The organism is Pseudomonas sp. G11, assembly GCF_029457515.1.
GTDB lineage: Bacteria > Pseudomonadota > Gammaproteobacteria > Pseudomonadales > Pseudomonadaceae > Aquipseudomonas > Aquipseudomonas gorinensis.
The window spans coordinates 6,706,188-6,721,083 of sequence record NZ_CP120377.1 but is presented as its reverse complement, the minus strand read 5'-3'; the positions used below and the strand labels follow the sequence as shown (position 1 = coordinate 6,721,083).

Sequence of the window (14,896 nt, the reverse complement as noted above, 5' to 3'; positions counted from 1 at the left end):
TATTGTGACTGCAAGCGCGGTGCCTGACACTCGACCCATTCCCATTGTCCCCATTGGAGTTTGGTATGAGTCAGTCAGTGCAGTTCCAGGATAAGGTCGTGATCGTCACCGGCGCCGGCGGCGGGTTGGGCCGTGCCCATGCACTGCTGTTCGCGCGGCACGGAGCCAGGGTGCTGGTCAACGACCTCGGCGGTTCCACCCAGGGCGAGGGGGCGAACGCATCAGCGGCCGACCGCGTGGTGGCCGAGATTCGCGACGCTGGCGGCATTGCCGAAGCCAACCATGATTCCGTCACCGACGGCGAGAAAATCGTCCAGAACGCCTTGGACGTCTTCGGCCGTGTCGACGTGGTGGTCAATAACGCGGGCATCCTGCGCGACAAAACCTTCCACAAGATGGACGACAGCGACTGGGACCTGGTTTACCGCGTGCATGTCGAAGGCGCCTATAAAGTCACTCGCGCCGCCTGGGCTCATCTGCGTGAGCAAAGCTATGGCCGGGTGATCTTTACGGCGTCCACCTCGGGCATCTACGGCAATTTCGGGCAGTCCAACTACGGCATGGCCAAGCTTGGCCTGTATGGCCTGACCCGTACCCTGGCCCTGGAAGGCCGCAAGAACAACATCCTGGTCAATGCCATTGCGCCCACCGGCGGCACGCGCATGACCGAAGGCTTGATCCCGCCGCAGGTATTCGAGCGCCTCAAGCCGGAACTGGTCAGCCCACTGGTGGTGTACCTGGGCAGCGAGGCATGCCAGGAAACCGCCGGGCTGTTCGAAGTCGGCGGCGGCTGGATCGGCAAGACCCGCTGGGAGCGCAGCCTGGGTGTGGGCTTCGACCCGGAGGCCGGGTTCTCGCCGGACGATGTGGCCGCGCACTGGCAGCAGATCTGTGACTTCGAAGGCGCCGCTCACCCCAAGGACAATATCGAGGCGTTGAAGGAGATGATGGCCAATTTGCAGAAATTCAGCCTTTGATCATTACGTGATCGTTATTAAATACTACGGGGCGCTGAGGGCGCCTCGTTTTATTGCGGGCATAAAAAAGGCCGCTGCAAAGCAGCGGCCGAAGTAAGACGTTGGATCAAGGAGCGATAAATCAACGTCAGTGAACAGCGGTAACAGATTGAAAACAGGCACCAATCTATCGAAGTCTGGCTTGTCTCCCGGTTGCGGGAGTGGGCTGTTTGCCCTGAAAGCCAGGTAAGAATAGTCGCTTGTAACAAAATGAGTAATCCCGCTTCGTGACAAGGACTGTTACTGAATCAGCAACAGTACCTTCGCGGTGCCCGTCCTGCCGCCAAGCCGCCCATCCATTCCCCTGATAACCCGCCATCCATCCAATCCATGGCCCCGCCCAAACCCCGGCCAGAGCGCCCATTCATCCTTTCGAGCGACAACACGAATACCTCCTTGGTGCGCTTATCGCTCCCGTTGGGCGGCAGTAGGGTGAGGCCTTCTGTCACTCACCGGGGAAGACGCATGACAAAAACAACAATGCGCGCCATCTTCACGCCACAGGCGCTGGCTGCAGCGGTTGCACTGGGCTGCTGCGCCCAGGCACAGGCTGTTTCGTTCAATATTGGCGAGATCGAAGGGCAATTCGATTCCTCACTGTCGGTCGGTGCCAGCTGGGGCATGCGCGATGCCGACAAGAAGCTGGTGGGCGTGGCCAACGGCGGTACCGGCCAGGCGTCGACCGGGGATGACGGACGGTTGAACTTCAAGAAGGGCGAGACCTTCTCGAAAATCTTCAAGGGCATTCATGACCTGGAGCTCAAGTACGGCGACAGCGGTGTGTTCGTGCGCGGCAAGTACTGGTACGACTTCGAGCTGCAGGATGAAGACCGTGAGTTCAAACAGATCAGTAACCACCATCGCGACGAAGGCGCACGTTCTTCCGGCTACGAGCTGCTGGACGCGTTCGTCTATCACAACTATTCCATCGGCGACCTGCCGGGCAACGTGCGCGTGGGCAAGCAGGTGGTCAGCTGGGGTGAGAGCACCTTTATCGGCAACTCCATCAACAGCATCAACCCCATCGACGTCTCGGCCTTCCGCCGCCCCGGTGCGGAGATCAAGGAAGGGCTGATCCCGGTGAACATGCTGTTCGCCTCCCAAAGCCTGACCAACCAATTGACGGTGGAAGGTTTCTACCAGTTGAACTGGGAAAACACCGTGGTGGATAACTGCGGCACCTTCTTTGGTAACGATGTGGTGGCCCACGGCTGCAACAACAACTACACCGTTGGCAGCGCGGCGGCGGCGGGCTTCCAGCCTTTGGCCAATGCGTTCGGGCAAGGCTACCAGGTGACGCAGGAAGGCATCGTGGTGCAACGCGGCAAGGACCGCGATGCCCGGGACAGCGGCCAATGGGGCGCAGCATTGCGTTGGCTGGGGGACGACACCGAGTACGCGGTGTACTTCATGAACTACCACAGCCGTACGCCGACCGTCGGCACCACCAGTGCAGGGCAGAGCACGCTTACTGCTTTGGGCGGCATGCTGCCTCTGGTGCCGGGCGCGCTGCGTCCTTCGCTGGCTTCAAGCGTGATGCTCGGCCGTGGCCAGTACTACCTCGAATACCCGGAAGACATTCGGCTCTACGGCGCCAGCTTCTCGACCACCTTGCCCACCGGCACCGCCTGGAGTGGTGAGATCAGCTACCGGCCGAATGCACCGGTGCAGTTGAACACCACTGACCTGACCCTGGCCCTGGTCAACCCGGCCGCTCCCGGCACCTCAGTGATCAGTTCCTCGGCGGGTGCAGACAACACCGGTTACCGCCGCAAGCAAGTCACCCAGGCGCAAACCACATTGACCCAGTTCTTCGACCAAGTGATGGGCGCCGATCGCCTGACGCTGGTGGGCGAAGCCGGCGTCACCTACGTGGCGGGCCTGGAAGCCAAGAGCAAGCTGCGTTATGGCCGTGACTCGGTCTACGGCGTCTACGGCTACCAGGGCGATCATGATGGCTTTGTCACCGCGACCTCTTGGGGCTACCGCGCCCGCGCGATCCTTGACTACAGCAACGTATTCGCCGGGGTCAACCTCAAGCCCAACCTGTCGTGGTCCCATGACGTCAAGGGTTATGGCCCCAACGGCTTGTTCAACGAAGGGGCCAAGGCGGTCAGCATTGGGGTCGATGCCGACTACCGCAACACCTACACCGCCAGCCTGAGCTACACCGACTTTTTCGGTGGCCACTACAACACCCTGACCGACCGCGACTTCCTCGCCCTCAGCGTCGGCGCGAACTTCTGATCACGGTTTGATAAGGACGACTTTATGCGCAAGATGATTCTGCAATGTGGCGTATTGGCCCTCAGCCTGCTGGCCGCCAACGTGATGGCCGCGGTATCGCCCGAGGAAGCCGCCAAGCTCGGCACCACGCTTACCCCCGTCGGCGCGGAAAAAGCCGGTAATGCCGACGGCTCGATCCCGGCCTGGACCGGCGGTATCCCGAAAAACGCCGGCGCCGTGGACAGCAAAGGCTTCCTCGCCGACCCGTTCGCCAACGAAAAACCGCTGTTCGTGATCACCGCCGCGACGGTGGACAAGTACAAGGACAAACTCTCCGATGGCCAGGTGGCGATGTTCAAGCGCTACCCCGAGACTTACAAGATCCCGGTGTACCCCAGCCACCGCACGGTGAACCTGCCGCCGGACATCTACGAGTCGATCAAGCGCAGCGCGCTGAACGTGCATGCGATCAACGACGGCAACGGCCTGGAAAACTTCACCGGTAACCGTTACTACGCCTTCCCGATTCCGAAGAATGGCGTGGAGGTGCTGTGGAACCACATCACCCGTTACCACGGCGGTAACCTGCGACGCATCATCACCCAGGCCACCCCGCAGACCAACGGCAGCTACACGCCAATCCGCTTCGAGGAAGAAGTGGCGGTGCCCCAGGCGATCCCGGATATCGACGCGGCCAAGGCGGCCAACGTACTGAGTTTCTTCAAGCAATCGGTGACGGCGCCGGCGCGGTTGGCGGGCAACGTGCTGCTGGTGCACGAGACCCTCGACCAAGTGAAGGAGCCGCGCCTGGCCTGGATCTACAACGCCGGCCAACGCCGTGTGCGGCGTGCGCCGCAAGTGTCCTATGACGGTCCGGGCACGGCGTCGGACGGCCTGCGCACCACCGACAACTTCGACATGTTCTCCGGCGCCCCCGACCGCTATGACTGGAAACTGGTGGGCAAGAAAGAGATGTATATCCCCTACAACAGCTACAAGCTCGATTCGCCGACCCTCAAGTACGACGACATCATCAAGGCCGGGCATATCAACCAGGACCTGACCCGCTATGAGCTGCACCGTGTGTGGGAAGTGGTCGGCACCGTCAAGCCGAGCGAGCGGCACATCTATGCCAAGCGCCACATGTACATCGACGAAGACAGCTGGCAGGTGGCGCTGGTGGATCACTACGACGGCCGTGGCCAGTTGTGGCGCGTCGCCGAGGGGCATGCGCAGTTCTACTACGACCATCAGGTGCCGGCGTACACCGTGGAAACCCTGTACGACATCATCGCCGGGCGCTACATCGCCCTGGGCATGAAGAACGAGGAGAAGAGCAGCTTCGTGTTCGGCTTCGCGGCGAAGGCGGCGGATTACACACCGGCGGCCTTGAGGTCTGAAGGCGTGCGCTGATGCCTGTTTGAAATGCAATCCCAATGTGGGAGGGGGCTTGCCCCCGATGGCGGTGTATCAGTCAGCTATCTGTAGCTGACACTCCGCTATCGGGGGCAAGCCCCCTCCCACATTGGGTTTTGTGCATGGCTATTAATCAGTGTGCTGAATACTTCTTCAACAACCGCCGCCCACAGGACTAGGGTAGGGATCAAGTTGCATAACAATAAAAACGCAGGATGCAGCAATGACCGCCATGACACGCTGCCTGGACCGTCCTGGATTCATGCCACGGCTGTCCGCCCACCATCTGTTGCGTCCACGCCTGGCCGAGCCGTTGCTGGCGGCGCAGGTTCGGGTCAAGTTGTTGTGTGCGCCGGGTGGCAGTGGCAAGAGCGCGCTGTTCGCCGAGTGCGCGTTGCAGGCGCCGGCGGGGTGCCAGGTTTACTGGATGGCGCTCAATGGTGTCGTGCTCAGCCCCATCGAACTCTGCCAGCGCCTGGCGCAAAACCTTGGCCTGGGGTTTACCGACGAAGCCACGCTACTGCTGGACCTCAGCCGCTGGCAGACGCCCGCGTGGCTGTTCCTGGATGATTTCTGCCGCCTGCCCGCCCCCGAACTGGACGCCTTGCTCGACCGCCTGCTCAGTGCCAGTAGCCCGGCGCTGACCTGGTGGCTGGGCGCGCGGCGGCGTCCGGCGTGCAACTGGCCCCGGCTGCTGCTCGATGATGAACTGTTGGAATGCAACGGCGCCGAGTTGGGGTTCAACGCCGAGGAGATCCAGCAACTGCTCAGCCAGGCGCCCGGCCAGACGCTCGAGAACGTGCTGCACTTCAGTGCCGGCTGGTGCGCCGGGGTGCGTATCGCGCTGCTGGGCGACGGTCATCCCGACAAGACCTTGCTCGATTACCTGCAACACGAACTGTTCAGCACCTTGCCGGCGGAACTGGCCGAAGCCTGGCGCGTGCTGGCCCATCTGCCGCGCTTCAATGTGAGTTTGTGTGAGCACCTGTTCGGCTTTGGTGATGGCGCGCACTACCTGCGCGAATTGCAGGCCCTCGGCGCGTTTATCCAGCCCTGTGAAGATGCCACCGACTGGCTGCAGGTGTTTGCGCCGCTGGCGCGATTGCTGCGTGATGAGCCCTGGCCGGCCAAGCGCTCCTGGCACCGGCGCGCCTGTCAGTGGTTCAGCGCCCAGAGCGACTGGCAAGCTGCCTTCGAACAGGCGCTGTTGGCCGAAGAGTACGAAGTGGCGGTCAGCCTGTTGCAGCACTTCAGTTTCGAAGACCTGTTCCGCCAACAGAACGCCGTGCTGCTGTTACGCCTGCATGAGCAGCATGGCGATGAACTGATGCTGTGTTCCGCGCAATTGGTGGGGCTGGTCACGGCGGCGTTGCTGTTTGCCGGGCGTTTCGACCAGGCGGCGTTATGCATCGATCAACTGGCGCGTTTCGCCCCGCAACCCACGGCGGCGGCGCAGCGGCACTTGCTGGCGCGCTGGCAGGCGCAATGGGGTTGGTTGTTGCACCTGGGGGGCGATGCCGAACGCTCCCGCGAGCATTTCCTCGAGGCGCTGCAAGCCTTGCCCGACAGTGCATGGACATCGCGCCTGATGTGCCTGTCGGGGTTGACCCAGCAAGCCTTGCTGCGCGGCGAGCTGGACGTGGCCCAGGCCCTGAATCGCGAAGCGTTGTGCCTGGCCCGCGCCCATGGCTCGTTGTTGCTGGAGGCGCTGTTGGAGCTGGATCACGCCCAGTTGCTGGAACAGCGCGGTGCACCGTACCGGGCGCAGAGCCTGTTGGAGAGCGTGCAGGCAATGTTGCTGCAGCAACACCTCAAGGCTGGGCCGTTGGTGGGGCGCATCGCGTTGCGCCGTGGGCACCTGGCGTTGCGCCAGGGGCAGGACGCGTTGGCGGCCGAGTGCTTCGAGACAGGCTTGACGATGTGCCTGCACAGCCAGGACAAGCGCGTGTTGTACGGCTTCCTCGGCCTGGCGCTGCTGGCGGCCAACCGCGGCGATTACGCCCAGGCCTTTATCCAGCTGCGCGAGGCCGAGCGCCTGATGCAACAACGCCAGGTACCGGACACGGTGTATCGCGCGGTGTTGCTATTGGTCAGCGGGCATTTCTGGTTGCAGCAGGGCCGCGCCGAGTTGACGGCGCAAGCGGTGCGCCGGGTGCTGCGCCACTTCCGCGGGCCGAATGCCAAGCAGGCGCCGCCGGCCACCCTGGAATTGATCCCGCGCCTGGAGTACCTGTTGGTGCTGGCGGAAGTGAAACTGGGCGGTGCCGACCAACCGGTCGCGCGGCTCAATGCGTTGCTGGAGACCACCCGACAACGCGGCATGCTGTGCCTGGAAACCGAATTGCAGCTGGTGTTGGGGGAGGTGGCCTGGCAACTCGGTGACGGAGCGTTGGCCCGTCGCTCGTTGCAGGCGGGCCTGGAGCTGGCGGCGCGCTGCCAGGTGCAGCAGGCGATCCGTGAACTGCGTTTGCGTTCGCCCGGCCTGCTCAGTGAACTGGGCCTGGAGCCACAGGCATCTGCGACAAGCGCGACGGACAACCCCCTGAGCCAGCGCGAACTGGAAGTACTGCAACTGATCGCCCTGGGCAATTCCAACCTGGAAATTGCCGATCGGCTGTTTATCTCCCTGCATACCGTCAAGACCCACGCGCGGCGTATCCACAGCAAGCTGGGGGTGGAGCGGCGCACCCAGGCGGTGGCCAAGGCCAAGACGTTGGGCTTGATGGCCTAGGCGCAGAACGCCTGGCGATATTCCCCGGGTGTCGCGCCCAGGGCCTGGCGAAAGCGGTGGGTGAAGTGGCTGGCGCTGGAGAACCCGCACGCCAAGGCAATTTCGCCCAGGGGCAGGCTGGCGCCGCGCAACAGGGTTTGCGCACGGGCCAGGCGGCGTGCCAGCAGGTATTGATGGGGCGGCAAGCCGAAGCTTTGGCGAAACATCCGCGCGAAGTGATATTCCGACAGGGCGCACATCCCGGCCAATTGGCCGAGACTGATCGGGTCTTCCAGGTGGTGCTCGATGTATTCCACCAGGCGTCGGCGCAGGTGGGCCGCCAGGCCGCCCTTCAAGTGCAGCCCATCGCGCACGCCGACCTGGCTGAGCAGGGTGTGGCTGAGCATTTCATGGGCCAGGCTGCTGGTCAGCAGGCGCTCGGCAGGCTCTTGCCAGTTGAGGGCAATCAACTGGTGAAAGCGCCGGGCCTGGCTGGGGTCTTCGAGAAAGGTGCTTTCCCGCAATTGCAATGTGCGCGGTTCGCGGTCAAGCAGGGTGACGCAGCCGAGGGCAAATTGCTCCGGGCTGAAATACACATGGGCCAGGCGAATTTCACCATTGATCACCCAGGCCGACTGGTGCTCAGCCGGCAGGATGCACAACTTGTCCGGCCCACCCTTGGTGCCCGGCTGCTCGCGGCGAAAGGTGCCAGTGCCGCCGCCGATGTAGCAGGACAGTGTGTGATGACTGGGCGCCTGGTAGTCCTGGGCGTCGTGATGGTTGCTCCACAGGGCCGCAGACACGCCGTCACCCAGCTCGGCGCAGGCTTCGAGGCGTGCGTTGGGCGAGCGGTTGAGGGCTTGAAAGACGTGCAGGGATTCCAGTGCTGGCATGGTGTGTACTCTCCGACGCCTTGCATCCTACTCCGCCGGGCTGGCGCTGTGATCACTCGGGCCGACAAAAGCGCAAGATTGTGCAAGTGCCCGTGCGTAGTTGAAGGTGACACTGTGGCTCAACCACCGGAGCCCGCCATGAACCTTTTCCTGTATTTACTCACCGTGCTGATCTGGGGTACCACCTGGATCGCCCTCAAGTGGCAATTGGGCGTTGTCGCGATCCCCGTGTCGATCGTCTATCGCTTCGGCCTGGCGGCGCTGGTGCTGTTTGCCCTGTTGCTGCTCAGCCGTAAGTTGCAGGTGATGAACCGGCGCGGGCACCTGATCTGCCTGGCCCAGGGGCTGTGCCTTTTTTGCGTCAACTTCATGTGTTTCCTGACCGCCAGCCAATGGATCCCCAGCGGGTTGGTGGCGGTGGTGTTTTCCACGGCTACGCTGTGGAACGCCCTGAATGCCCGGGTGTTCTTTGGCCAGCGCGTGGCGCGCAATGTCTTGATGGGCGGTGCCCTTGGCTTGCTGGGGCTGGGCCTGTTGTTCTGGCCGGAACTGGTGGGGCATACCGCCAGCCCACAGACATTGCTTGGCCTGGGCCTGGCGCTGCTCGGCACGATGTGTTTCTCGGCCGGCAATATGCTGTCGAGCCTGCAACAGAAGGCCGGGCTCAGGCCGTTGACCACCAATGCCTGGGGCATGTTGTATGGTTCTTTGATGCTGGCGACCTACTGCCTGGTGCGCGGCATTCCGTTCGAAATGGACTGGAGTGCGCGGTATATCGGCGCGTTGTGGTACCTGGTGATCCCAGGGTCGGTGATCGGCTTTACCGCCTATCTCACGTTGGTGGGGCGCATGGGGCCGGAGCGTGCGGCGTATTGCACGGTGTTGTTCCCGGTGGTGGCGCTGAATGTGTCGGCCTTTGCCGAGGGGTATCAGTGGACCTTGCCGGCGTTGGCGGGGTTGGTGCTGGTGATGCTGGGGAATGTGCTGGTGTTCCGTAAGCCCAGGCCTGTGAGCCCTGCCCTCAAGGCGAACGCCGTCTAACAATGTAGGCGGTCCCGCTAACGTGGCGAGCGGGCTTGCCCGAATGCCAGTCAGTTAAGCGTGCGTTGCCTTCTGTAGGAGCGAGCTTGCTCGCGAAAAACGTCAACGATAATGCGTGCTTCCTGAATGAACGCGGCGCCTGTGAGTTCTTCGCGAGCAAGCTCGCTCCTACAAAAAAAGCCTTCACTGACTGGCATTGTGGCAAGCCCGCTCGCCACAGCAGCTTGCTTGCCACACAGTTCGGTCGTTTGATAAAGATTTTAATCCTTATTAATCAATAAGTTATTTTGCATTTGATAAACGTTGACCTGGCTATTTTATTCCAAGGCGCTTGGCCATTCGCCCGAGGTTGGCGCGGTCCAGCCCCAGTTCACGGGCGGCGCTGGCCCAATTGTGCTGGTGGCGTTCCAGGCAGGCGTTGATGACTTGACGCTGGTAGTGCTCGGTGGCCTGGCGCAGGTCGCCGCTGACGAGGGGGGCGGCATCGGCTGGCGCTTCGACCTGGGGCGCGCTGACGCCTGGCAAGTCCAGGTCCTGGGCGCTCAGGCTCAAAATCTTCGGACGCTCGCGACAGTTACCCAGGGCCTTCAGCGCGCTGCGCCCGATCAAGTGTTCCAGCTCCCGGACATTGCCCGGCCAGTTATAAGCCAGCAACGCCGCCTGGGCGTCGCTGGTCAGGCGCAAGCTGCCCAGGCCCATGCGTGAGCGGTTCTGCTCCAGGAAGAAGCCGGCCAGCAGTAACACATCACGCCCGCGCTCGCGCAGGGCTGGCACTTGCAGTGGGTACACACTCAGGCGGTGGTAGAAATCGGCGCGGTAGCGGCCGTTGCGGACCTCTTCGGCCAGGTCGCGGTTGGTGGCGGCGATCAGGCGCACATCCACTTGATGTTCCTTGTCCGAGCCCAGCCGCTGCAACTGGCCGCTTTGCAGCACGCGCAGCAACTTGGCCTGCACGCTCAGCGACAACTCGCCGACTTCATCCAGGAACAAGGTGCCGCCGTTGGCCAGTTCGAACTTGCCCCGGCGCTCGTTCAATGCGCCGGTAAAGGCGCCGCGTACATGGCCGAACAGCTCGCTCTCCACCAGGGTTTCCGGCAGTGCTGCACAGTTGAGGCTGATCAGTGGTTTGTCGGCGCGGGACGATGCCGCGTGGATCGCCTGGGCCACCAGCTCCTTGCCGACCCCGGTTTCGCCGGTGATCAGCACCGTCAGGTCACTGCCGCCCACCAGGTTGATCTCTTCCACCAGGCGCTTGTGGGTCTTGCTCTGACCGATCATTTCCTTGTGCTGCTGGCCGCTGGCCTGGCGGTAGATTTCGGCGCGCTGCTGTTCGTCTTCCACGCGCAGGGCCAGGCGTTCGATGCGCTCGGCAACGTTGACCGTGGCGGCGGCGAGGCTGGCAAAGGCTTGCAGGGCGTCGAGCTCGACCCGCTCGAAGCGCTCCGTGTCGAGGGCGTCCAGGGTCAGCAGGCCCCAAGGGCGATCATCGACAAACAGCGGGCAGCCCATGCAGTCGTGAACTTCGAGGTGCCCGTGCAGGCCGTCCACCAGGCCATCGTAGGGGTCGGGCAATTCGCTGTCGCTGTCGAAACGCGTCGGGCCGGGGCTGCCGAGCAGCACGGCGAAACGCGGGTGTTCGCTGACCTTGAAGCGTCGGCCCAGGGTATCGGCGCTCAAGCCGTCTACCGCCAGCGGTACCAGCGACTCACCGTCCAGGCGCAACAGAGCGGCGGCGTCGCAGGGCAGCAAGGCGCGCATGGCTTGCAACAGGCGACGGTAACGCTCGCCTTCGGGGAGTTCGCGGGACAGGTCGGCGACGAGGGGGAGCAGGGTGGTGAGCAGCGATTGCGCAGTCATAATGACTCCTTGTAGTCCTTATGACTATAAGGTGTAGGAGGTCATACTGACTACGTGTAATTTAAGCTATTGAATTTAAACGTTTTATTAGTTGGCACGAATACTGAGTACTCCATGGCAATCAGTAAAGAAGCCCAGGAGGCTCCATGCTTAGTGCCCAAGACCGTGCCATCGTCAAATCTACCGTGCCCTTGCTGGAAAGCGGCGGCGAAGCGCTGATCACCCATTTTTACCGCATGATGCTCTCCGAGTACCCGCAGGTTCGCCCGCTGTTCAACCAGGCCCACCAGGCCAGCGGCGACCAGCCTCGCGCTCTGGCCAACGGCGTATTGATGTACGCGCGGCATATCGACCAGTTGGATCAGTTGGGCGACCTGGTTGCCAAGATCATCAACAAGCACGTGGCTTTGCAGATCCTGCCGGAACACTACCCGATTGTTGGCGCGTGCCTGCTGCGTGCCATTTCCGAAATACTGGGCAGCGAAATTGCCACCCCTGAGGTCATGAGTGCCTGGGGCGCTGCGTACGGCCAGTTGGCGGATATCCTGATTGGCGCCGAAGCGGCCATTTACGAAGAGAAAGCCCAGGCGCCGGGCGGCTGGCGCGGTGCGCGGCCGTTCAAGCTGGTCAAGCGCGTGGACGAGAGCGCCGAGATCACGTCGTTCTATTTTGCGCCGCTGGACAACGCCCCGATTCTCGCGGCCGCGCCAGGCCAATACATCGGCATGACGTTACACCTGGATGGCGAGGAAGTGCGCCGCAATTACTCCCTGTCGGCCTTGAGCGATGCCGGCCAGTACCGTATCAGCGTCAAGCGCGAAGCCGGTGGCCGGGTGTCCAACTACCTGCACGACCAGTTGCAGGTGGGGGCGACCCTTGACCTGTTCCCGCCATCCGGTGAGTTCACCCTGGCCGCCAGTGATAAACCACTGGTGCTTATCAGTGGCGGGGTGGGCATCACGCCAACGCTGCCCATGCTCGAGGCCGCCCTGGCCACCGAGCGCCCGGTGCACTTTATCCACTGCGCGCGTAACGGCGGGGTGCATGCGTTTCGGGAGTGGGTGGACGCCTTGGCGGTCAAGCACCCGCAGCTCAAGCGCTTCTACTGTTATGACGAGGACGATGGCGTGAGCCCGGCGGCGGACAAGGTCGGCCTGCTCAGCCAGGAGCAACTGGCGGCGTGGTTGCCCGAGCAGCGCGACCTGGATGCCTACTTCCTCGGCCCTAAAGGCTTCATGGCGGCGATCAAGCGCCACCTCAAGGCATTGGGTGTGCCTGAGCAACAAAGCCGCTATGAATTCTTCGGCCCGGCGGCGGCCCTGGAATAACATCTCCAGCGCAACACTGCTCAAGATGTGGGAGGGGGCTTGCCCCCTCCCACATTCAGTTCTCCATTCCTCCCGATTAATCCCCCGTTAACCCCTCTCTGTTTAAACCACTCTCTGTGTGTAAACTTGCGGCCATCAGGCCAACCACAATCAGGCAAAGGGATACGGAGATGAGTGACGAAATGCGTTTGGGCAGGGAGCGGCGCTTTCTGGTGTTGCTGGGCATCATCTGCCTGGCGCTGATCGGCGGCGCGTTATACATGCAAGTGGTGTTGGGCGAGGCGCCTTGCCCGCTGTGTATCCTGCAACGCTACGCCTTGCTGTTGATTGCGATTTTTGCGTTTATCGGCGCGGCGATGCGCACCAAGGGCGCGATCACGCTGTTTGAAGGCCTGGTGGTACTCAGCGCCCTCGGTGGGGTGGCGGCGGCTGGCCATCATGTGTACACCCAATTTTTCCCGCAAGTCAGCTGTGGCGTCGATGTGCTGCAACCGATCGTCGACGACCTGCCCCTGGCCAAGGTCTTCCCCCTGGGCTTCCAGGTCGACGGCTTCTGCAGCACGCCTTACCCGCCGATCCTTGGCCTGTCCCTGGCGCAATGGGCGCTGGTGGCGTTCGTGCTGACGGTAATCCTGGTGCCCCTGGGCATATACCGGAACCGCAAGCGCGCAGCCTGAGCCTATCGACCAAAACGCCCCGGTCCTTTTGAAAGAAGGCCGGGGCGTTTTTGTGTGTAGGGATTTGTGAAAGGACAGTGACGCCGGACAATTTTGACGGCGGGCAGCGTGCGACATGTTGTCACACAGAAGCTGTCGCAGGACATTTCTGACGCGTTGAACCGTCGCATAAATTTGCGCCAGGCGGTCAATTTATGCTGTCAGTTCGTCGTCTGGGCGACCCCACGAATGTCGCGCCGTCCAAGCCTTTGAGGGCTCTGTGAATGCCTTGTTTTATGGGGACTTGGATGCGATTTGCAGGCCTTTGTGGAGGCGGAGGGGTGTGGCGCTTTGCCCAATAACACGGCAATTTTTGTGGTTTTTGTTGAGAATCGAACGCGATAAGATCGCGAACCTTTGCGATATTGGTGAAGGATTGTTGCTGGAATCAATAAAAATTATTTCTTTATAAGACATGGTTTATACATCGCTAGCTAACTACAATCGCCCGCACTGAATGTCCGGTGCTGTTCAAACTTTGAGCATTGGAGCGGTCGAGGGGCAGATGGATGGCTCTGTGCGACCCCAGGTTCCGGCAGCCTTTCAACTATCCGCACCAAATGGAATTGGTCTGTAACAAGGCCTTTAACCACGAAATCGAATAAGAACTCACCGCAGGTCCGTGACACGTCCGATTAGGGCGCGCGGGCAGGCTCTTATTCAATCGAAGAGAAATGCCAACCCTTGGCAGGGTGAAGTGTTGGCGATCAAAACCCAACTGCATTGCGCAAGCTGCTTTAGAGGTCGTGAGATGAGTAAAAACAGGTACCCCCGATTACTAGGCTTTTTGCCGCTGCTTGGCATGATGTTAATGCTGGGAGGCTGCAAGTGGACCTTGCTCGACCCAAAAGGACAGGTCGGTCTGGATGAACGAAACCTGATCATCACCGCCACCCTGCTGATGCTGCTGGTCGTGGTCCCCGTGATCATCATGACCTTCGCCTTCGCCTGGAAATACCGCGCGTCGAACACCAGCGCCACCTACGCGCCGAAGTGGTCGCACTCCACCAAGATCGAAATCGCGGTGTGGTTGGTCCCGATCCTCATCATCATTGCCCTGGGTTATGTGACCTACAAGTCCACCCATGCGCTGGACCCATACCGTCCGCTGGAATCGGACGCCAAGCCGATCAATATCGAAGTGGTCGCGCTGGATTGGAAGTGGCTGTTCATCTACCCGGACCTGGGTATCGCCACCGTCAACCAGATCCGGTTCCCGGAGCACACCCCGCTGAACTTCAAGATCACCTCCGACGCCGTGATGAACTCGTTCTTCATCCCAGCCCTGGGCGGCCAGATCTACGCGATGGCAGGTATGCAGACCAAGCTGCACCTGATCGCCAACCAGAAAGCTGAAATGGAAGGCATCTCCGCCAACTACAGCGGCGCTGGCTTCACCGGCATGAAATTCAAAGCGATCTCGACGAGCCAGGAAGATTTCGACGCCTGGGTAGCCGAAGTCAAGGCCGCACCTAAACAGCTTGATCAAGCTGAATACGAAGCCCTTGCCAAACCAAGCCAGAACAACCCTGTCGCGCTGTACTCCGCTTACACGCCTGACCTGTTTCAGAAGATCGTCGACAAGTACGAAGGCATGAAACCAGGCAAGCCGGTCAAGCACGAGAAGAAAGAAGTGGCTGCGGTTGAAGGTTCTGACACGGGCTCGCATTCAACTGCTGGGGCAGAGGAGTAA

11 protein-coding genes and 1 pseudogene are annotated in these 14,896 nt (G+C 61.6%); 9 read left to right on the top strand and 3 right to left on the bottom strand.

The features are described 5' to 3' along the window. Window positions 1-65 precede the first annotated feature (65 nt). The 4 genes from P2T68_RS30980 to P2T68_RS30965 all read left to right on the top strand — a co-directional run bounded on the left by P2T68_RS30980 (window position 66) and on the right by P2T68_RS30965 (window position 7,389). Window positions 66-977 carry an SDR family oxidoreductase gene (locus P2T68_RS30980; protein WP_102624121.1) on the top strand — a complete coding sequence of 304 codons (912 nt, stop codon included), beginning with the start codon at window positions 66-68 and terminating at the stop codon, window positions 975-977. 519 nt (window positions 978-1,496) lie between these two features. After that, the gene (locus P2T68_RS30975; protein ID WP_024077347.1) at window positions 1,497-3,263 is read left to right on the top strand and encodes a DUF1302 domain-containing protein; all 1,767 of its coding nucleotides are present in this window, start codon (window positions 1,497-1,499) and stop codon (window positions 3,261-3,263) included. Between the two features lie 24 nt (window positions 3,264-3,287). Further along, complete coding sequence (locus tag P2T68_RS30970; protein WP_024077346.1) at window positions 3,288-4,655, top strand: DUF1329 domain-containing protein; 1,368 nt, start codon at window positions 3,288-3,290, stop codon at window positions 4,653-4,655. 226 nt (window positions 4,656-4,881) lie between these two features. After that, window positions 4,882-7,389, top strand: coding sequence for a LuxR C-terminal-related transcriptional regulator (locus P2T68_RS30965; protein ID WP_150056069.1), 2,508 nt, complete (start codon window positions 4,882-4,884; stop codon window positions 7,387-7,389). On the opposite strand, the gene P2T68_RS30960 is transcribed toward P2T68_RS30965, so the two are convergent. After that, window positions 7,386-8,261: an AraC family transcriptional regulator gene (locus P2T68_RS30960; RefSeq protein WP_024077344.1), complete on the bottom strand. Its 876-nt coding sequence runs from the start codon at window positions 8,259-8,261 to the stop codon at window positions 7,386-7,388. The two genes, P2T68_RS30965 and P2T68_RS30960, sit on opposite strands and share 4 nt — an antisense overlap. 138 nt (window positions 8,262-8,399) lie before the next feature. Between P2T68_RS30960 and P2T68_RS30955 the strand changes: the two genes are divergently transcribed. Together P2T68_RS30955 and P2T68_RS30950 are read left to right on the top strand one after the other, a co-directional pair. Continuing rightward, the gene (locus P2T68_RS30955) at window positions 8,400-9,302 is read left to right on the top strand and encodes a DMT family transporter (RefSeq protein ID WP_277378715.1); all 903 of its coding nucleotides are present in this window, start codon (window positions 8,400-8,402) and stop codon (window positions 9,300-9,302) included. Window positions 9,303-9,388: 86 nt separating this feature from the next. Further along, a complete protein-coding gene (locus tag P2T68_RS30950; RefSeq protein ID WP_069076994.1) occupies window positions 9,389-9,583 on the top strand; it encodes a hypothetical protein in 195 nt (64 codons plus the stop codon). Between the two features lie 31 nt (window positions 9,584-9,614). On the opposite strand, the gene norR is transcribed toward P2T68_RS30950, so the two are convergent. Next, the gene (gene norR, locus P2T68_RS30945) at window positions 9,615-11,159 is read right to left on the bottom strand and encodes a nitric oxide reductase transcriptional regulator NorR (protein WP_024077342.1); all 1,545 of its coding nucleotides are present in this window, start codon (window positions 11,157-11,159) and stop codon (window positions 9,615-9,617) included. Window positions 11,160-11,305: 146 nt separating this feature from the next. Here norR and hmpA point away from each other — a divergent pair, with 146 nt between their 5' ends. Both hmpA and P2T68_RS30935 read left to right on the top strand, forming a co-directional pair. Further along, entirely contained in the window at window positions 11,306-12,487 is a 1,182-nt protein-coding gene (gene hmpA / locus P2T68_RS30940) for an NO-inducible flavohemoprotein (RefSeq protein WP_277378713.1), read from the top strand. 170 nt (window positions 12,488-12,657) lie between these two features. Further along, on the top strand, window positions 12,658-13,164 hold the full coding sequence (locus tag P2T68_RS30935; RefSeq protein ID WP_024077340.1) for a disulfide bond formation protein B: 507 nt from the start codon (window positions 12,658-12,660) through the stop codon (window positions 13,162-13,164). Window positions 13,165-13,637: 473 nt separating this feature from the next. Here the strand turns inward: P2T68_RS30935 and P2T68_RS35205 are convergent. Then, a pseudogene (locus tag P2T68_RS35205) lies at window positions 13,638-13,927 on the bottom strand (hypothetical protein). A 27-nt stretch (window positions 13,928-13,954) separates the two neighbouring features. Between P2T68_RS35205 and cyoA the strand changes: the two are divergent. Beyond that, complete coding sequence (gene cyoA, locus P2T68_RS30930) at window positions 13,955-14,896, top strand: ubiquinol oxidase subunit II (RefSeq protein WP_041161019.1); 942 nt, start codon at window positions 13,955-13,957, stop codon at window positions 14,894-14,896.